This is a genomic window from Myxococcales bacterium (assembly GCA_012517325.1).
In the GTDB taxonomy this organism is placed as follows: Bacteria; Lernaellota; Lernaellaia; order Lernaellales; family Lernaellaceae; genus JAAYVF01.
In genome coordinates this window covers 35,016-54,560 of record JAAYVF010000113.1, presented here as the reverse complement: position 1 = coordinate 54,560, position 19,545 = coordinate 35,016, and the positions used below count along the sequence as shown (strand labels likewise).

Annotated in this window: 13 protein-coding genes; 4 read left to right on the top strand and 9 right to left on the bottom strand. The window is 64.2% G+C overall.

What is annotated here, in order from left to right; translation table 11 throughout:
* The first annotated feature begins 306 nt into the window (after positions 1-306).
* Together GX444_19125 and GX444_19120 are read left to right on the top strand one after the other, a co-directional pair.
* Positions 307-489, top strand: a complete 183-nt coding sequence (locus GX444_19125) for a hypothetical protein (protein NLH50693.1) — start codon at positions 307-309, stop codon at positions 487-489.
* 4 nt (positions 490-493) lie between these two features.
* The gene (locus GX444_19120; GenBank protein ID NLH50692.1) at positions 494-934 is read left to right on the top strand and encodes a hypothetical protein; all 441 of its coding nucleotides are present in this window, start codon (positions 494-496) and stop codon (positions 932-934) included.
* 6 nt (positions 935-940) lie between these two features.
* Here GX444_19120 and GX444_19115 read toward each other — a convergent pair whose 3' ends face one another.
* The 7 genes from GX444_19115 to GX444_19085 form a co-directional block, all read right to left on the bottom strand.
* On the bottom strand, positions 941-1,177 hold the full coding sequence (locus tag GX444_19115; GenBank protein NLH50691.1) for a hypothetical protein: 237 nt from the start codon (positions 1,175-1,177) through the stop codon (positions 941-943).
* A gap of 96 nt (positions 1,178-1,273) precedes the next feature.
* Positions 1,274-3,163 (bottom strand): B12-binding domain-containing radical SAM protein, encoded by a 1,890-nt coding sequence (locus tag GX444_19110; GenBank protein ID NLH50690.1) that lies wholly within the window; start codon positions 3,161-3,163, stop codon positions 1,274-1,276.
* Entirely contained in the window at positions 3,160-5,157 is a 1,998-nt protein-coding gene (locus tag GX444_19105; GenBank protein ID NLH50689.1) for a hypothetical protein, read from the bottom strand. The genes GX444_19110 and GX444_19105 overlap by 4 nt, the downstream gene beginning before the upstream one ends.
* Positions 5,121-7,028: a glycosyltransferase family 39 protein gene (locus tag GX444_19100; GenBank protein NLH50688.1), complete on the bottom strand. Its 1,908-nt coding sequence runs from the start codon at positions 7,026-7,028 to the stop codon at positions 5,121-5,123. The genes GX444_19105 and GX444_19100 overlap by 37 nt, the downstream gene beginning before the upstream one ends.
* The gene (locus GX444_19095) at positions 7,021-9,120 is read right to left on the bottom strand and encodes a hypothetical protein (GenBank protein NLH50687.1); all 2,100 of its coding nucleotides are present in this window, start codon (positions 9,118-9,120) and stop codon (positions 7,021-7,023) included. Before GX444_19095 ends, GX444_19100 begins: the two co-directional genes overlap by 8 nt.
* A gap of 2 nt (positions 9,121-9,122) precedes the next feature.
* Positions 9,123-11,111, bottom strand: coding sequence for a B12-binding domain-containing radical SAM protein (locus GX444_19090; protein NLH50686.1), 1,989 nt, complete (start codon positions 11,109-11,111; stop codon positions 9,123-9,125).
* Entirely contained in the window at positions 11,112-11,801 is a 690-nt protein-coding gene (locus GX444_19085; GenBank protein NLH50685.1) for an outer membrane beta-barrel protein, read from the bottom strand. It abuts the gene before it with no gap.
* A 123-nt stretch (positions 11,802-11,924) separates the two neighbouring features.
* Between GX444_19085 and GX444_19080 the strand changes: the two genes are divergently transcribed.
* The gene (locus GX444_19080; GenBank protein ID NLH50684.1) at positions 11,925-13,514 is read left to right on the top strand and encodes a hypothetical protein; all 1,590 of its coding nucleotides are present in this window, start codon (positions 11,925-11,927) and stop codon (positions 13,512-13,514) included.
* Between the two features lie 7 nt (positions 13,515-13,521).
* On the opposite strand, the gene GX444_19075 is transcribed toward GX444_19080, so the two are convergent.
* Positions 13,522-15,276 carry a hypothetical protein gene (locus GX444_19075; protein ID NLH50683.1) on the bottom strand — a complete coding sequence of 585 codons (1,755 nt, stop codon included), beginning with the start codon at positions 15,274-15,276 and terminating at the stop codon, positions 13,522-13,524.
* 181 nt (positions 15,277-15,457) lie between these two features.
* Between GX444_19075 and GX444_19070 the strand changes: the two genes are divergently transcribed.
* On the top strand, positions 15,458-17,575 hold the full coding sequence (locus GX444_19070) for a hypothetical protein (GenBank protein NLH50682.1): 2,118 nt from the start codon (positions 15,458-15,460) through the stop codon (positions 17,573-17,575).
* Here GX444_19070 and GX444_19065 read toward each other — a convergent pair.
* Positions 17,508-19,535 carry a hypothetical protein gene (locus tag GX444_19065; protein NLH50681.1) on the bottom strand — a complete coding sequence of 676 codons (2,028 nt, stop codon included), beginning with the start codon at positions 19,533-19,535 and terminating at the stop codon, positions 17,508-17,510. The two genes, GX444_19070 and GX444_19065, sit on opposite strands and share 68 nt — an antisense overlap.
* Positions 19,536-19,545: the final 10 nt, after the last annotated feature.

Below are 19,545 nucleotides of genomic sequence, written 5' to 3'. Positions count from 1 at the left end.
TTCCTTGGACATCGATACCCCCGGGTGGTGCGGCCGTCGCGGTTGCGGCTCCCGTCGGCCTCCGGCCTCCGTCCGTCGCAACCGCAACACGACCCAACATCACTCTATCAGGTGTCTCGCCTTCAAAGGGGGTCAGTATGTTTTCATATCTATCACCTATCTGTCTTGTCTGAATATATTCACTTTAACCCGCACGGCTAAATCCCCAATTATCCTTTTACCACCTGGATGTACAATATAGTCTGTCCCCATTCCACATGGTCTAGCTTTAGTAGAAAACACGATTACTGAAAAGGGAAAATATTCTTGACAACACCAGAAATGATTGAATATGTCTTTTTCATTCGTTTCATTCAATCGATATTTCTTGCTTTTTCATCCAACACCATTGGCTATTTATCCATCCTTGGATTTGGACGTGTTTTCGTTACTATTTTTTCTGGATTTATGCTGATTAAAGATAATGTCGAAGTGAGCGCGGGAGAATAGACTAATGACCAGGAAAAGCCGGATTGAAGAAGAGCAATCGAAGTTTTTTTTCACTTCGAAACAAGACGGCATTTCCCGTATTGAAGACCGAACTAAAATGATAAGTCAAAAAGAGGAAGATCCTGATTCTAATAATGATTCTGACAACACAATATTTTTATCCAACAACGAAATTGGGCCTTATTGCAAAGAGGCCGACTATTTTAGTAAAATGCGGAAACAAATGATCTCCGATGATGTTGAGTTGATAATTGAAAATAAAAGAATTAATGATAACTTAAGTTCAATGACAATAAGTACTGAATTTTCGCCGGATAATAGAATAAGAACCGAAACGAAAGTCAAGTATTATGATCAAACATTGGATAAACGGTTCAGAAGTATCCTGTCCATTTTTAAACATTTTTTTCATTGGGTATTAAAGAAATTTAAAGCCGGTAAATGATGGCTTTTACACCACCAGATCGAGCAAAGCCTGATGCATTTCCTGGGTTTTGCGCACGACCGCAACATCCGCTTCGACGGAAGCCTTGGCGATCTTCAAGGACACTATGTCTTGCGGCATGGTATCCTGCTTGGAGCTGATGCCAAATTGAGAAATCCCACTGGCCGCTTTTTCGGCGCTGACGCCGGCGACACGAATGCCCGACACCGCATTATTGATTGCCTGAAGCAGAGACATTTTCATCCACCCCCTTCTATATCTTCTATATATTCTAATCGGAACAGGGCGGCGGATACTTTACAGAAATGATTGAAGGCGGATGAATTTATTTATAACTAGCTAAAATTCCTCTATATCATCCTCGTATTCTTCTTCCTCGGAAGGAACCGGACGGATTTTTTCCTGCTCTCGCATCGCGGATTCGAAGGCTTCCTTGCGGCGCGCCTGCAGTTCCGCCGCATACCGATCGAGCAGCTTGACGGCATCCTCGGTATGCGGAACCGGTTTGGCCAGGTCGCTGTAAGGCAATTCGCGCAGTTTGGCCGGTTCCGCGATCGCCATCTCCGGCAGGAATTCATCATCGCCGGCCACGAGGCTGAGAAACGGATCGCCGCCCAGGCCGAGCGCATTTTGCAAACGAGCCATCAGCGGAAACTCGCCGGTGCGCGATCGCACGAACGGTTTGCCGAGCAGGGTCGCGCCGAGTTTGCAGGCGCGGATGACCGCCATCGTCGCCTGCTCCGGTTCCGGCGCGAACAGCACCAGGGGCGAGTCGCCGTATTCGTCGGCCAGGCGGGCCAACTCGTCGAGAAATTCGTCGGGCCCGTATCGCAGCAGGGTCACCTCGCCCTCCGAAACCACTTCCGCGACGCCTTCCTCATCGGACAACAGGAAAATCGCCCGGACCAGCCGCGGATCGATGTCCAGATCGAGGTCGGCCTCGTCGGTCGCCAGCAACACCAACGGCCGCGCCAGCGCCGCGAAAATCCCCCGCAGGCGATGATCCCAACCGATCAGACGCGCCGCCTCCTTCGCAATCAGCGGATTGAGCAACAGCCCGCGCCACGGCGAACCCACTCGGGACCAATCGAATTTTAGCGGGTCGCCGACCAGGCCGAGCTTCACCGCGCGGTCCCAATATTCGGTGCCGGGGAACGGCGCCAGGATATTCACCTCGCCCTCGGAAAGCCGGCCGCGCACCGCCTCGTCGGCCAGGAACTGATAGGTGGCGCGGATGGATTCCAGCGTTTCTTCCGGTTCGCCGACGATGGCCGAAACGGCGCATTCGATGCCGTAACGGTCGAGCGTGGCCAGGGTCGCGCGCGCCTGGTCGACCGTCTGCCGCTTGTTTAAGCGTTCAAGGGTGTCGTCGTCGGCGCTTTCGAAGCCGAAGGTGACCGCGGTGACGCCGAGGCGAAAGAGAATCTCGCACAGGTCGTCGTCCACCAGGTCGGCGCGGACGGTGCAACTGAGTTCGGCCGCGCCCAGCAGTTCCTTTTCCTCGAGGATATCGGCCACCTGGATCAGGCGGTACGGATCGGCGACGAACAGGTCGTCGTGAATGTAGATGCGCCGGTGGCCGTCTTCGATCAAATCGATCAGTTCGGCGGCCACGCGCTCGGCGCTGAAGCCGCGATAACCGCCCCACATGCGGTTACTGGCGCAAAACCGGCAGTCGTAGGGGCAGCCGCGGCCGGTCATGAGGTGCGTCAACCGCGCCGGCGGCAGAATCGACCGGTCGGGCGGCGGGACGGAATCGAGCGGGTCGATCGGCGCGCGGTCCTCGGTGCGGACGAGGCGGCCGTCCCGCCAATAGACCAAGCCGTAAACCTCGGCCAGATCGGCGGGCGCCAGGTCGCCGGTTTTTTCCAGCACGCGCATCAGGTGATGAAACGTGTCCTCGCCCTCGCCGACCACGCCGCAATGAAACGCCGGATCCAGGCTTTCCGGCAGACAGGAGATGTGCGCGCCACCCAAAACCAGCTTCGCGCCGGTGCGTTGCCGCAAGAGTCGCGCGCGTTCGATCGCCAGGCCGTAATTCTGCGAGGCGCAGGAAAGGCCGATCACGTCCGGATTGATAGCCAGGATGGCTTCCAGATCGTCCTCGACCGTGCAGCGCGCCGCGAACTCCATCTTGTCCAGAAATGCCGCCAGATAGCCGAACCCCAGCGGGGCGTAATCCCGCAAATCGTCGGGGCCGCTGACCAGGTGAAAAACGATGCGTTTCATGGCTTCTCCCAACAAAATCCCGTGCGGTGCAATCCCAGCCGCGCCGCCAGGGCGCTCCGGGGCGTCCGGTCGCCGTCGCCCCGGACCGCCGCCGGAACGAACGTCCGGTCCGTCGTCAGGCGCAGCACGACCTCGCGCCGCTCGCGCGCGGCCGGCCCGAGCATGCCTTCCAGACAGATCAGATCGCTTTCGTCCACCCGGCGCGCCGCGACCTCCTGCTCGTCGACCCACAACCTAAAGGTCGGCGGGCCGTCCGTAAAGTACGGCCGGTGGACGTAAAAACAGGCGAACGCCAGATCCTCGCCCCAGCGGCGCGTCACCCGCACCGCCGCGCTTTCGCTCAGCCAGCGAAAACCGGGCGGGCCCGGCGACCAACCGTCGAGCGACTGCTCCGGCGTGTAATCGCCGGTTTGGAAATCGACGACGCCGCTCCGACTGTCGCGGGCAGCCGCCTCGTCGCGCGCGAACAGCCGCAACGAAAAATGCCGTCCGCGCGGATACACAAGCCGCGTCGCCTCCCGCCCGATCTCGCCGAGGGTCGCCGGCACGACCTCGCGCGGATCGAACAACCGCCAATCGTGATCGATGTACCAGACGCGTTCCGCCCGCGCGAACAGGCGCCGGGCGATCCGCGCCACCTGGTCCGGACGCGCCAGCTGCTCGTACGGCGAGTCGCCCACGATTGAAACGATCGGCCAGCGATCGGCGACCGCCAGTTCCAGCGCCAGGGCATAATAGCGATTCGGCACCGCGATCACGTCGCCCTCCCGCCCGTCGCGACCCAGCCGGTCGGCCACCTCCCGCCACGGTTCCTTGCCCAGCAGCGGATCGGTGGCCACCGCCGCGACGCCGTGCAGCGAGACGGCCGAGATCGCCAGGAACAGAAGCCATGCCGCCCATCGCCGCCGGCCGGCGAGCCGGGACAGGCCGTCGCCCGCCAGCACCGCCGCCGGGGGCAGCAGCGGCAACAGGTACTTCGGCCGGAACAGTGGCAGGAATTGAGCCGCGGCCAGAAACGCGACGAAGGTCGCCGCGACGATGAACGTCAGTTGGTAGCGCGACCGCTCCTGCTTTTCCCGCCGGATGCCCAGTCCGAGGGCAACGGCGAACGGCGCCATCAGGAGCAGCGCGACAGCCAGATAGCCGCGGTCGTCGGGTAGCCGGCCCAATAGTGAGGGCAGGCTCCATTCCGATCCGCCGAGCGTCAGGAACGCCGGCCCGAGGAAAAGCCGCTCGAACCAACCGAAAAACTGCCGCGTCGGTTTGCCGCGCGTCAGTTGCAGCGTGAATTCCGTCCACCACGGCAGGAAAAGCAGCGCCACCGCGAGCAGCGAAACAGCCAGGCGCCCGGTTGACCGCCGCCGCTCGCGATCCAGCAGCAGGTAGACGACCTCGGCCAGGACGACGAAGCCGGTGAAATACTGGACCCACAACGCCAGGGCGGTCACGGCGCTCCAGGCGATCCAGCGGCGCCGGGCGCCGTCACGGAGGCATTCGCCGAACAGCAGGATTTGCAGGGTCAGCAGCAAAGTCAGCAGCACCGGGTAGCGGACTTCCAGGCTGTAATAGAAATGCAGCGGATTGATCGCCACCAGCCACGCGCCCAGCAGGCCCGCCGCGCGGTTTTTTAGGCGGGCGCCGAGCAGGTAGGTCGCCGGCACCGTCGCCGCGCCCAGCAGGACGGTCAGCCAGCGCATCTCCTCGTTGGACCGCGCCAGGCCGAGCCAGGCCTTGAGCAACAGGTAAAAACCGGGCGGGCTGGCGTCGTAAAGCTGCCGCAAAAGCAGGCCGCCGAAGTCGGTCTTCGCGAACTCCCAGGTGATCGCCTCGTCGGTCCAGAGCGGCTGAGCATCAAACCATAAATAGCGCAGCAGCAACGCCAGGCCGGTTAAAAAAGTCACCTTCAGCGCCGCTTCGCGTTCGCCGAAAATCGCGTCGTACGGCAGCCCGCGGTCCATCAGCGGCTCCAGCCGATCGACCGGACCAGCAGGCACTTGGGCCGCCGGTCGCCGTCGTGGAACAGCACATCGGGCACGAACGTCGGACGGCAGGACAAATCGACCACCACCCACGGTTCGGCGAACGGGCCCGGAATCGGCCCGAGTCGCAGGCGGCCTTCCGGCATAACCAGCGTCGGCACCGGCCGGCTATTGATCGCAACCGTAATCGTCGGCAGCGCCGAATCGAACAAGGTCAACGGCACGGTCGCGTCGATCTCCAGGCGCGCGCCGTCGGGCGGCCGCGGCAACAACACCTGCGCCTCGCCGGCGGTCCACCATTCGGCGGCCGGATCGGGATAAAACCCTGCCGCCAGTTGCAGCGGGTGCTGGGCGCCGGCCGGGAAGCGGATTTGCGGCGCCATGCCGCCCGGTTCGAAAGGCGAACGGAAATAGATGAATTGCAGCCCGACCCGCGGATCGGCGAATCCCGGCACGGGCGTGACCGTGGCGCCTTGCCGCGCCGCCTCGCGCGCCACCGCTCCGGTCGGATCGAAACGCGACGGATAGTAGGTCACGAAAAGCGCCCGGCGATACCGCGCGGCGAGCGCCGCCATCGCCTCCGCGGCCGCCCGCGGCGCGACGATCTGCCGTCCCGGCGTACCTTGCGTCAGGTGAAACACCGGCAGCGAATCCCGCTTTTCCAGCGAGTAGCAGAGGCGCGCCGGCAGATTCGGCAGCACGACCACGTCGCCGGGCGCGGCCGCCGCGGCGATCGTCCGCGCGATCGGCCGCCACCCCTCGGGCCAATTAGGGTGCTGCCACAACTCCGCTGCGCCGCCGAGGGTGACGACCGTCACCGCCACCGCCAGCAGGCCCGCCGCCGTCTTGGAGCGCGCCCAAAGCCAGGTCAAACCGTTGCCGGCCAGCAGCGTCAGGAACGGCAGAAACGGCAGAAAATAATGCGGACTGAACAATTGCAACACCAGCGAAACGGCTAAAAACGCGGCCATCGGCCCCCATCCCAGCCACAGCAGCAACCGGCGTTTGTCCGGCTCGCGCCCGCCAGGCAACGAGCCCAGAACAAGCGCCGTTAAAAACGGCAAGGCCAAAACGAGCGGCAGATAATCGGCGCGCGGCGCGAGCCGATCGGCCCAGAAGCGCGGCAACTGCCAGTAGTGAAAACCCTGCGTCAGATAAACGAGCGTCAACGGCGACAAGAGGGTCCAGCGCACCGGTTCGCCGCCGCCGGCCGCCTCGCGCCCGATGAGCTGGCCGATCAGCACCGGCAGCCACGGCAAAATCAAGGCAACCAATCCCGCCGCCGCCAGGAAAATCTTTTTTCGCCAAGGCGAGCGCCGTGCCGCCAACAGCGCGAACGATCCTTCGGCCAGCAAGACGAACCCGGCAAAGTAGTGCACGTGGAACGAGGCCGCGCCGAACAGCGCCCAGGCGACGGCGGCGCCGGTCCGGCCGGTTTCGACGAGCCGCAGCAGCGCCAGCGCCGACGCCAGGACGACGGCGGTCAGCAACATTGGGTAACGAACCTGGGCCGACAGGAACTGCGCGAGCGGCGTCGCCAGGAAAAAGAGCGCCGCCCAGAGCGCCGCGGCCCGCCGGCCGACCCGCAATCCGAGCCGGTACAGCAACACGGTGCTGATCGCGAAACAAAGCGCCGACAACCCGCGCAGATAAAACAGCGAATCGCCGCCCAGCCGGCAGAGCCGCCACAACAAATAGCTGCCGAAGGGGTTCACGTCGTGCGTCACCGCGATGCGCCAGATCTCGCCCCACGACTTGGTCAGCAGGTAGACCGTGGCGGCCTCGTCGGTCCAGGTGCCGCGCACCGCGCCGTGATAAAGCCCGAGGCCCGCCGCCGCGCCGAACAGGCCCACGCCGATCACCGCCTCGAGCACCCGCTTATTCATCCGCCGCCTCCAAGGCCGCCGCTTTGACGAGAATGCTTTTCGCCGCGCGGTCGCCGTCGTGCCGGACATCATCGGGAACGAACACCCGATCGACCGCCAGCGACAAGCGGATCGTCGGTTCGTCGCCGGGCGGCGCCGCGAACGGCGGGCTGGTCCAGACCACGTCGCGCGTGTCGGTCACGGTCACCTCGCCGATCGGTTGCCCGGCCGCGGCGACGCGCAGGGTCAGCGGCCCGCGCAGATAATCCTGGTTGACGAAGAATTGCAGCCGCAGCCGCGCCCGGCCGGCCGGTCGCCGAAAAAGGAGTTCCGCGCGTTCGCCCATCCAGCGGCGGCCTTCGCCGGGATACCAGCCGGCGGCCAGTTGGCAATCGACCGGCGGCCGGGTTTCGAAATCGAAATCGTCAGCCAGCGCGGCCAGCCGGCGCGACTCGCCGAACACCCAGCGTTCAAGGCAATACCGCCACAAGCCGGGCAGACGGCACTCGCGCAAGAGCAGCGCATACTGCCGGGCGCGCAAGCCCTGGCGCACGTCGTCGTACGGATCGTCCATGTAGCCGTGGTAGTCGATCAACCACACCGGGCGCGATTCGCGCGCGACGCCGTCGAGCACCTGCGCGACGCGACGGCGCCGGTCGTCGAGCGGCCCGAAGCGCTCCTCCAGCACGTACAGGTACTGCACCGGCGGCCGGGCCGGCGCTTTTTCGTAATAATGCAGAAACGCCAGCGAAGTGTAAAAATTGTAAAACAGCACGGCGGCGTCCGGCTCGGCCTCGCGGGCGACGCGAGCCGCCAGGCCGCGCCAATCCTGCCGCCAATGCGCCGGCGAATAATAGTAATCCTTCAGGCTCAGCGCCGTCAGCGACAGCAGCCAGAGCGCCGCGACGACCGGCAACACCCGCCGGCGACGCCGCCACAGCTCGACCATCCCGGCCGCCGACGCGGCCAGCCAGAACGGCACCAGCGGCAACAGGTAGCGCGGATCGAAGATCGGCGTCAGGCGGCTGAGCGCCGTGACGCCGGCCACCGGTGCCAGCGCCAGCACCGGCAAGGCCAAGGGCCGCGCACCGTCGCGGCGTGCCGTCATGCCGTACAGGGCCAGTGCAATCGCCGGCAGCACCGCCGCGAACAGCAGGGCCAGATGCCTTGCCGGATGCAAGGCGAACCATGGGTTCCACGCCGCGAAAAAGGTCGGCGGCGCCGTTACACTATGTCCGACGAACGTCCAGACCGCCGCGCGCTCGAGCACTTCCGCCGTACCTAACGACTCGCGCCAATGCACGCCGCGCAACAACTGAATGGTGAAAAACTTCAGAAACGGCGCGAACGACAGCGCGGCCGCCACGAGCGCGCCGGCCGCCAGCGCGAGCCCGCGCCACTGCCGGCCGATCGCCTCGCGATAGGCCGCGCGCGCCGCCAGGGCCTCCCATCGCGTCACCGCCGACCGCGAATAATAGGCGAGCCAAACCAGCCGGGTTTCGGCCGTCGCGTTCCGCCCTTCGCAACGCCGCAACCGCGCGGCCGACAACCCCAAAAAGAGCGCCAGCGCCGCCAGCGGAAAAAACGAGAAATAGTGGCTGTACATCGCCAGCGAGGCGGCGACGGCCAGGCCCAGCGCCGTCGCGCGGCGGGGCGCGGCGAGCGTCGCCGTGAGCGCCCAGACGGCCAGCAGCACCAGCAGCGTCACCAGCGTGTTGTAGCGCGTCTCCTGCCCGCAATAGACGGCGAGCGGGTTGACGGCCAGCCAAAACGCCGCGAGGCCGGCGGCCGCGCGCCCCAAGGGCCGCCGCAGGGCCAGGTAGGCGACGGGTACGGCGATCGCGCCCAGCAAGGCCGGCAGGCTGCGCAAGGTGAACTCGCTTTCGCCCAGCGCCCGCCAGAAATGCAACACCGTGTAGATGAGCGGCGGATTCGAATCGATGAGCGGAATGTCGGTCCAGATTTGCCGGAGGGACAGCGCGGCGGCGCGGAACGTCGCGACCTCGTCGTCCCAGAGACTCTGCGCGGCGAGCCGCCAGAAACGCAGGAACAGCGCCAGGCCGAACAGCGCCGCGACGCCCCACTTTTCCGTCAGCGCCCGGCGCCCGGCCATCGTCAACTCCGACGGCCGGGACCGGTCAACCGCCGCCAGGCCGCCCGGCAGGCCGCAGCCAGCGTCGGCCGCCGGCCGGCGGCGGCGCGTTCCTGCATTTGGGCGGCGTCGGTGACGATGCGCTCCTCGACGGCGGCCCACTGCCGTTCGCGGCCCGCCCTGGGCCGATCGATGCGAAAATCGCGGGCCAGCGTAGCGGCGAAATAATGCGCGGCGAGGGAGCGCGGCGTGAACGGGTCGTCGTCGGGCCGGTACGTCTCGATCCGCAGGCCGCTTTGCCGCAATCGCTCCAGCGCGCCGGCGGCGCCGGTAAACGCCTCGAGGCCGGCGCGCAGGCCGCGCTGGTTGCCGACGGCGAGCGACCGTTCGAACGGCGAAGCCGGCGCGAAATGGCGGAAGGCGCTGTGCAGGGTCAGATCGGCGTCGCGGTCGAAATGACTCCAGACGATGCGGCGCAGGGCGTCCACGTCGATCCCTTCCTCGGGCCGCAGATAGACGAACAACAGCGCCGGGTCGTCGGTTGTCAGGTAAGGCGCCAGCAGTTCGCGCCCGCCGGCCGTTAAACCGGCGATGTCCACCGCCCGCGGATCGACGTCGCCGTGAAAGACGATCGCCCGCCATTCGTCGAGAAAACGGCTTTCCGTCAACGCTTGTTGCAGTTCCGCGAGCCGGTCGACGCCGTGCGAAATATCGATCAGGCCGACCAGCCGCCGCCGGCTCAATCCGAGCCAGCGCGTTCCGGTTTGCGTGAGGTTCTCGAAAAAATAGAAGCTGGTTTTGGGCATCGCCTCGTTGAGGTAAAGCCGTTCCCACGGCGTGCGCAGTTCGTCGAAATCCATCTCCGGGCCGACCAGCCCGCGCGCGCGCGCCAGATCCCAGACCGCCGTCCCGGGAAACGGCGTCAGGCAATGAACCTCGAAATAGTCGATGCGCCGCTCGCGGATGCCGCGCAGCAGGAAGTCGTAGGTCGCCAGCAGTTCGTCGCCGGTTTCGCCGGGCGATCCCTTGATGAAGCTGGGCCGGCAGGCGATGCCGTGGCGTTGGGCCAGGTCGAGGGTCCGCTGGTTGGCCCCGATATTTGCCGCGTCGCCCTTGAGCCAACGCAGGATGCGCGGGGCCTGGCTTTCGGCGCCGAAGGTCAGGCGGCGGCAGCCGAGCCGCGCCAGTTGCGCGAAGACGGGTTCGCTCGCCAGTTCGGCGCGGATGGCGCAGGAGAATTCGATCCGCCCCGGATAGCCGCGCGCTTCGAGCCCGGCGGCGATCGCTTCCAGGCGGGGATAATCGGCGACGAACAGATCGTCGAAAAAGTGGATTTCGCGCGCGCCGCGCCGTTCGACCAGATCCTCGACCTCCGCCAGCACCGTCGCCACTGGGAAGGCGCGCCAGCCGCCCCAGAAGCTTCGGCTCGAACAGAATCGACAGTTGTACGGGCAACCGCGGCTCGACATCAGGTGCGCCTGCGCGCCGTGATCCGGAAACACCGAACGGTCGGGCGGCGGCACGGCGGCCAGATCGGCGATCGGCGGGCGCGGCGGCGTCCGGCGGACCGTCGCGCCGTCGCGGTAGGCCAGCCCCGCGATCCGCGGCAAGTCCTCGGCGGGCCAACGGCCGCGCGCGGCGAAGGCCGTCAGCAGCTCGCGAAACGTTTCCTCGCCCTCGCCGAGCACGGCGGCGGCGAATTCCGGCGGCAGGGTTTCCGGCAGCGCGCTGATGTGCGGCCCGCCGGCCAGCACCGGCACGCCCAGTTCGTCCCGCAGCGTCCGACCGAGGCGGCGCGCGGCGCTCCAGTTGACGCTGCTGGCGCTGACGCCGATCACATCGGGCCGGGCCGCGACGGCCTCCGCGGCCGTGGCGGCGACGATCACGCGGACGGGCAGTTCATGGCGCCGCGCGTAGGCGGCCAGATAAGCAAAGCACAGCGGCTGGTAGTGGGCGCGGTCGGTGGGATGGACCGCGGTGATTCCGCAAAACAAAAGCGGCCGGGAGGGCATTTAAAAATGGAACCTCGTGCCGAGAAAGACGGTATTGCCGCCCGCGTCGCTGTCGTCCAGATCGGTTTCCGGGTCCTGGCCCTTGAAGTGCACGAAGGCGAAACGGTCCTCCAGGACGATGCCGATCCAGTCGCGCACGGAAATCTCCAGGCCCAGCAGGGCGTGGTAGCCGAGCGCCCCCTGGCTGTCGGCGTTGGATTCGCTGGTGTGGTTGCCGTACTGGTCGGTGACCTTGTACGACGAGCCCATGACACGCCAGTAGAGCCCCAGGCCCGCGCCGGTGTAAAGGTTGACGATGTTCACGGGCAGAATGAACTTCGGCGTCACGGTCAGGCCGGTGATGCTCATCGCGATGTCGCCCTGCACGCGGCTCTGGTCGGCGACCGCGTCGACGTTGACGTTGGCGCCGTACCATTGCAACCCGCCGCCCAGGGCGAAGTGCGGCGAAAACTTGTATTCGAAATCGGTCTCGAAGGTGAAGCCGTCGAACGCGCCGGAATCGATGGCGTAGTCGATTTCGCCGTCCTCGAGCGCGCCGTCGCCGTCCGGATCGTCGGTCGGGTTGTAGCGCACGAAATTGTGATAGCCGAGTTTGACGCCCAGGCCGAAATTCTTTTCCGCCGCCGAGGCCAAAGCGCCTGTCAGGCCGACCAGCAGCAACGCCGACACCACCAGCGCCAGCTTTCGCATGATCCCTCCACCGGTGCTTTGCCCGCATCCTACTCCACAGGCGACGATCACCGCAAGTTTTTATCGGCGGGCGACCGGCCGGCCTTGTCAGACGCGCCGCTTTCGGGCAAAAGCGGAAATGCCATGAAGGATCAACTGCCCGAACCCCTCGCGACCGAACGGCGGGACGCCCGGCGGCGGCGCAACCGGCTGCTGGCGGCGTTCGCGCTGTTCGTGGCCGCCTGGCCGCTGCTGACCGACGTGTCGCCGCTGCAGGACCAGATGGATTGGGTCTTGCAGGCGAAGATCATCGCCGCGCCCGCCCAGGCCGGCTGGACCGGCAATTACGAGGTGATCTGGCGTCCCGTGCCCAACATTCTGGGCACGGTGCTGATCGCCGGCCTGGCGAAAATCCTGCCCGTCTTCACCGCGGCGGCGGTGGTTTACGCGGCCTACCTGCTTTTGTGGATCGCGGCGCTGGTCTATTTCCTGCGCTCCGGCGAGCGGGATTATCCGGCGGCCGAGCTGCTGGCGCCGCTGTACGCGGCCAATCATTTTTTCCTGATGGGGTTCTTCAATTTCATCCTCGGACTGGCGCTCGTCTTCCTGGCTTTCGGCTGGTTGCGGCGCCACGGCGAAAAACCGCTTCGCCATTGGCCGCCGTTCCTCCTGCTGGCGACCGCCGTCTACCTCAGCCACTTCCTGGCCTTCGCCATTCTCGGCCTGGGCTGCCTGATTTACGCCGTCCTGACTTACCGGCGCGCCGGACGGCGCTACGGGTCGCTGGTCGTTTCCTTCGCGCCGTCGCTGCTGGGCCTGGCTTGGTACGCCCAGTCGCGCGCGGGGCAGTTCTGGTTTCACTACGCGTTTCACAATCCGCTTTATTACACGTGGTATCAGGTCGGGCCGTGGGCGATCGCCTCGAGCTATTACCCGCTGACGCCGAACTGGGCGGTGTGGATCAACGTGGCGATCAACGCCGCGACGATCCTGACCGTCGGCGGCCTGGTGTGCTACGCCGCGTGGAAGCGGCGGATCGACTGGCGCTCGCCCTGGGCCTGGACCGCCGCGGCGCTACTGGCGATCGGCCTGGCCGCGCCGACGCGCATCTACGAACTGCTGCGCCCGGGCCAACGCCTGATCTTCGCCGCGCTGCTGATTCTGCCGGCGACTATTCTGCCCGCCCGGCCGTTCGATCCGCGCCGGTTCCGCCGGTTGGCCGCCGCCCTCGGGGCGTTGCTGCTCTGGAACGCGGCGTGGTGGTTCCAGGCGGCGGCCGTGGATCGCCAGGATCTGAATGTACTGGAACGGTTGATCGGCCGGGATTCGCGCATGCTGGTGCTGGCCGATTCGCATTTTCACTTCCGCGAAAACCGCAGCTACCGCGCCAAGCTGGCCGACCCTTACGCCTACCCCAATTCAGTCAACCCGCACCGCTACCTGCCGTACTGCATCGTGATCCGGCACGGCGGCTATTTACGGGCCTTGTTCGGCACGGGCATCGTCCGGGTGCGCCGCGAGGCCGAACTGCTGCCGGAAGTGACGCGCTTGTGGCACCTGGACGATCCGCAGGCGGCGGGGCGCTATTCGCACCTGGTGGCCACCGGCCAACGGGAAAACCTCGCGGCAATCGCCGATCGCGCCGCGCCGCTCTTCGAGCAGCAATACCTCGGCGACCGCCTCTTGGTGATGAAGCGGCGACCGGCGCCGGAGCCCGCGCCCCCCGCGAATTGAATTTCTATTATTGCGCCGCGGCGTCGAGAAAAGCCGCCAGATCGATGCGGATGATGCCGGCCTGGCTGCCGAGATAGAGGCAGTCGGCCGCGCGATCGAGGTAGAGCGCTTCCGGCTTGGCCCCGATCGGCACGTGTTTCAAGGTTCGGCCGCTGTCGTAGTCGATCACCGCCAGTTTGCCGGTCGTGCGCGAAGCCGTGTAAATCCGGTTTCGTTGCGGATCGAAGGCGAGGGAAAAAACGCTGGGGTCGGCTGCGATAACGCGCCGGACTTTCATTTCCGTCGGTGAAACCTCGAACAGGCGATCGTAGTAGTAGCTGGGCAAAAGCAGCGTGCCCTTTTCCGGCACCGGCAGAATGGCGGTGCCCGCCGGCAGGCGCAGGTCGCGCAAAACGCGAAACTCGTCGAGGTCCACTTCGACCAATCCCATCTGGTATTCGCCGCCGAGCATGCCCACCAGGAGATAGAGCCGCCGGCGCGCCGCATCCACGTAAATGTCGAAGGCGCCGTCGGTGAAACGCGTATAGCCCTGCGCGTGAAAGTCGATGGTGCGCCGCAGCGTCAGCGCGCAGGGATTTTGATTCTCGCCGACGGCCAGCTCGGTCAAAATCGGAAACGTGACGTTGGAGATGTACGCCCGATCGCCGTCGAACTCGGCTTCCCAGGGAGTTTTCAGCCGAAACGGATTCAGGTCGCACGCACATTCCGGCCGCAAATTTTCGGCATTCAACAGGATAAATTTCGCTTCCTGCCAGTTCACGCCCCGCAGCGTCCGGCCATCGGGCGAAGGCTTCAAGTCGCGCACCAGTCCGGCCAGCGTCGCGCGATTCACCGCGCCGGACTTCAGGTCGAGCGAAAAAATACCGGTCATGCCCATCGGGCCGTAACTGAAAATCAGGCGCTCGCCGACCGGAAAAATCCGGCGCGCAAAGAGAAACGAGGTCCGCGCCTCTTGCGGCGTCGGCGCGTACAGTCGCGTCGCGCCGGGCAGTCGTTCGACGTAAGACTTGCCGCCGTCATGGGACGGCACCCAATCGTAAACGGAATTCACCGGCAACACGCCGATGTAATTGAGGCCGACCAGCAACAGGTGCAACATGATCGGCGCCGCGCGAAACGCCAGCCGATACCAGCGGAAAAAACAGAGAACGGCGAAGACCAGCACCGGCCCGGCGAAAAACACGAGGTACAAAACCGGATCGTCTTTTTCGGTTTCGCCGAAGGCGATCCGGATTCTCCAGGCGACCAGCAGCAGCGCCGCGAGCGGAATGACGCGGAGGTACCGGCTGCGCGGCGAGCGGACGGCGGTCCACATCAGACCGAGGATGACGGCGCTCACGGCGCCGGTAAACAACCAGGAATTTTTCGCGAACATCCGAAACCAGAGCGGCGTCTTGATGATTTCCGGGACCAGCCACGACCAGTCGGTATCGACCCCGGTGGGCGTGATCCGCGCCAGTAGGGAAACCACCCCGGCCACGCCGAGAAAAAGCGCCGCCTGCGCGAAAAAACCGCCGAGCGAAAGCCGTTTGCCCAACAGCCGGACCCGGCTCGCCAGGTACAGTTCCAGCGTGAACAAAGCGCCCCACGTTAAAACGGCGGCCGGGCCGGAATAACCCAGCGGCAAAAAGAGCAGCGACTTTAAAAAACAATAAAACAGCGCGTTGAAAGCGAGCAGATCGAAAAACAGGAAAAGCCAACCGGCCCACGGCTTCGCCGAGGCTAACTTCCGGTCAGGCATCGTCCGGGGGCTGTCGTTCAATTTTTTCTCGGTCCGGATCGGGGTGGCTGGGCGGAAAAAGTATAGAGGATCGGTCAAAATACCGTCAAGCCAAATGCGGCGCCGCCCCGCGACGATTTGCGGCTACCGGGAATCGGATGCTAGACTTGCGGCGATCGTTGGCGCGCCTCGTCCGGCCGCGCCGTTTTCGAAAGGTTGGCTGATGATCGTGACCGACGCGCCCGCCGCTACCGCCCGTTTCACCGGCTTCCGCCTCTTCTTCGCCGGTCTGGCGATCTTCGCCCTCTCGGCGGCGGTCATGAAAACGATCGAGATGCGGATGGTGGTCAACCTCTTTTCGGTGCCACTGCTGGCGCTGAACCTTGGCTTGTTGGGCAGCGGGTTCGTCGCTTGCGGACAAGTGAAAAATCCGCTGCGCGCCCGGCAAAGCCTGCTGCTGTTTTTTCTGATCGTCGCGACCTGCGGCGCCGCCATCTTCAACCGCGATTTCGCCTCCATCGCCCTGATCGGTTTCGCCTATTATCCCTATCCGCTGCCCCGGCACGGGGATTGGCACGCCGTGGCGCTGCTCGTCTTCTTCCTCGGCTCGGGAGCGCTGCATTTTTATCTCGGCCAACGCGCCGGCCGGCTTTTCACCGGCGCGAAATTCAAACCGGCCGCGCTCCTGTTTTTCTCGGGGGGCGCGCTCGGCGCGCTGGCGGCCACCGCGGCGCTGCCCGTAAGCCATCTGCTCGTTTTGGCCGCCGCGCTGGCGCTTTGCGCCGCCATTCTGCTGACCCCGCGGCTGGCGCTGGCCGGCATCGTCAGCCTGGCGGTGCTGTATTTCGGCTCCCTGCAGATCAGCGACGCCAAATTTTTCGTCTGGGGCATTCAGCCCGTGCAGCGGATTCACCACCAATGGGGTTACGACGTCAAAGCGGATTTCATCACCTTCGACCAGGACCGCTGCCTCGGCATCGTCGCCGACGGGATGATGATGAACTACCTCTGCAAGGATCTGGAAAACATCTCCCGCCAATTGGTTTACCTGATGAACGGCATTTTGGAGGGCCAGCCGGTCAAGCGCGGGCTGATCGTCGGCCGCTCGGTCGGCGATTACCCGCTGCTGGTGGAGCGACTTCAGCAACAACCCGCCGCGTGGACCGCGCTGGAATTCGACGCGGCGCTCGGCCGGCCGCTCTACGACCGGTTGACCGAATTCAACGGCGGCTTCTTCCACCGACCCGGCAACCGCGTGCTGCTCGGCGATTTGCGGACCAACATCGAACAACTGGACGAAACCTACGACCTGATCTTCTACAACGGCATCGGCACCAAGCTCTACCTACTGCCTCGCAGCGGGATTTTCGTCGAAAACTACCTGATGACCCGGGAGGCGCTGACGACGATTTTCTCCCGGCGCCTCGCGCCCGACGGTTTGTGGATGCTCGATTGGGGCAGCACGGAAGCCGACGAGGGCAAGCATTTCATCGCCAACCTGCCGGCCGACGTGTATTCGCACGTCTTCTGGGTGACCTTTACCAACTACCCGCTTTCCGGAAATCCGATTTTCATCGTCCTCGCCTCGAAAAACAAAGCGCGGCTGGACGAGGCCGTGCGAAAAATCAAGCGCGCGACGCATTTCGAAGAAATCGAGTTCACGCGCATTCACCCGCGATACGCTTTCACCGACGACAAGCCCTTGCACAACTTCGATCTCGAAACGGCGCTGCTCCTGGCGCAGATACCCGCCTTGTTGATTCTCCTTTGGCTGCTTTGGCGGGCGCTCGCGCCGCTTGGCCGTTCAACCGCCGGCGCCGGCGCGGCCGCCATTCTGGCCGGCGGCGCCGTCTGCATCGGCCAGACATTGATTGCCGGCCACGATCCGCTCCTGACCTCGCCGTTGCCGTTGCCGCTCTGGACGGCGGCGGACCTGGTTTTCCCATTTGGCCTGGTCATCGGCCTGCTCTTTTCTCCCCGCGACCGCCGCGCCGGCGCTTTGTTGGGCGCTCTGATCCTGGGCGCGGGAATCGCCGCCAATTTCACCGCGGGACAATGGCTTTGGTTTCTGCTCGCGGCGGCGCTGGCCGGAGCGGGCGGCGGCTTGTTCATGGGAACCAATTGGCGCCGCGCGGCGGCGACCAGCCGCTGGCTGGGATTGTTCTTCCTGGCGCAAGGCATCACGTTGATTCTCGCGCGTTCCGCCGTCTCGCATTACGGATTTCGCCTCGCCATGGGGTTGTTGGCGGTCTGGCTGTCGGCCGGCGTCGGCCTCAGTTTTGCGGCGGGTCGGTTTGAGGGGACGGAATCGGCACCCTCGTCCGAATCTCGGCAATCCTAAGAATCGGCAGCAAATTCCAAGTTCCATAAGCCCAATCCACGAATCGCTGGTTGAGCTTGCGATAGTTCCACCAGGCGGAAATTTCCAGCGGGCCCGCGACATCCGCGGGCAGATCGAGGGTATACTCGTCGACCGTATCGGTGTGGAACGGAATATCGCGCCGGATCGTTTTCGATTTGATCTGCCAGACCCGGTTGCGCTCGACAGGCTTGCCGTCCAAGCCCATCATGACGCCGCCGAGCCGGTGCGCGGCCGGGTCGGCCGAGAAATCCTCCTGGAGTTCGCCGATCGTGAGAAGCGCCCGCCCGGTCGCGTCCTTGACGACGACCGACTGCCAGACGTCGATCAAATCCAGCGGCGCGGCCGGGAACGGATGATCGATGCCGGCGTTCAGCGTGATGATGGAAAACCGGAAAGGCTGTCCGGCGCGGGGATCGTCCGCCGGCATGATCCGCATCTGCAACCAGACCGATTTGTCGCCGTGCGTCCGGTCGCGCAATTCCCAGAAACTTCCCCAGCCTTTGAGGGTCAGCGGCAGATCGCCCATGGCGTAGCGCTCGGTGATCTCGTATCCCTTGGGGACATTGGCCGTGGTGAACAGGGCCAGATTCGCGCCGGGGAAGAAATGGTTGCGTTGCCGGCCTTCCTCGCCGATGACGTAACGCGGCTGCATGTGGCAATCGGCGCACCGGGGTTTTTCGAACTCCTTTTCCACTTGTTGGCGGATCTGTAGGCGGTGGCAGGCCTGGCAGAATTCGTCCTGGCGGTACAGTTTTTTCGTGAAGACCGCACCGTGACCGGTCGGATTCAAGTTGATCAACAGCCGGTTCCAACCGCTGATCGCGTCCTTTTCGTACCGATCGAACATGGCCAGATGGTTCATCTGGAATTTCAGGGTAACGAAGGTTTTCCGCGGATCCTGGGGAAACTCGACCTCCGTGAACTGGTGGCAGAAGGTGCAACCCATGTCGTCCGCTTCATAGTACGACTGGACCTTCGTTTGCGGATCGAACAGCAAACCCGGATAATGGCATCCGGCGCAAATGGGAATGTTCCGTTCGCCGATCTCGTCTTCCAGCAACCGCAGGTTTTTCTGAAAATGATGCGTCCGCAAAGCAATGTTGTGGGCGGATATCCGATGGTCGTCGACGATCGCCGGGTGGCAACCCGGCACCTTGCCGCACGAGTCGATTTTTTCGACGTAGCGCCGGTATTGCGGGCCGCTTTGCGCGATCCGGTCTTGCTCATCCGCCGTCCGCTTTTCCAGGGGCAGCGTCGAAAGATGCAGGCGATTGGCCAGCTTGGGCAGACCCGCAGAGGAATCGGCGGCCATCACGAAGAAAAACAGCAGCGCCGGCCAACCGATTTGCAGGGCGCGGAGCCCTGTTTTTCCCCAGGCGCCGGGGCCACGCCGGCGTTGCCGGAACACCAAACCCGCATAACCGGCCAGCACCAACAGACTGGACAGGCGGTGCAGCAACAGAAAGACGATCAGTTTGCGCCCGCCGCCTCCGGCCATGAAAATCAGGCCGGACAACGCGGCCAGAACGTACCAACCGGCGGAAATCGACAGCAGCGTATCGACCTTGAGCACGAGGCTCCGCCGCCAGATCCAGAGCGAAATCAGAATCACCCAATAAGCGGCGGTCAGGCGCGGCGAAGGGGCCAATTTGTACCAACCGGCGAAAAACGCCGCCGCCAAAACAATCACCATTCCCCATTTTCTGATCCGGGAAGCGCGATTTTCCTCCCACAGCGGGCGCAGGGAAGCGCCCACGTTTTTGAGCAGCCAGATCGTGACGATCAGGCTGGCCAAGGGGTGAAAGAAGAGGTTGATCTTATAGAGCAGGCTCCAGGACGGCGGCAGAAACAAGATATTTCCAGAGACAAAACACACCAAAAGCAACCGGTGCGCTTTTTTCCCCGGATTCAGGGCGATGAAGTTTTGCTCGTCGTTCATTGCCGTTTCG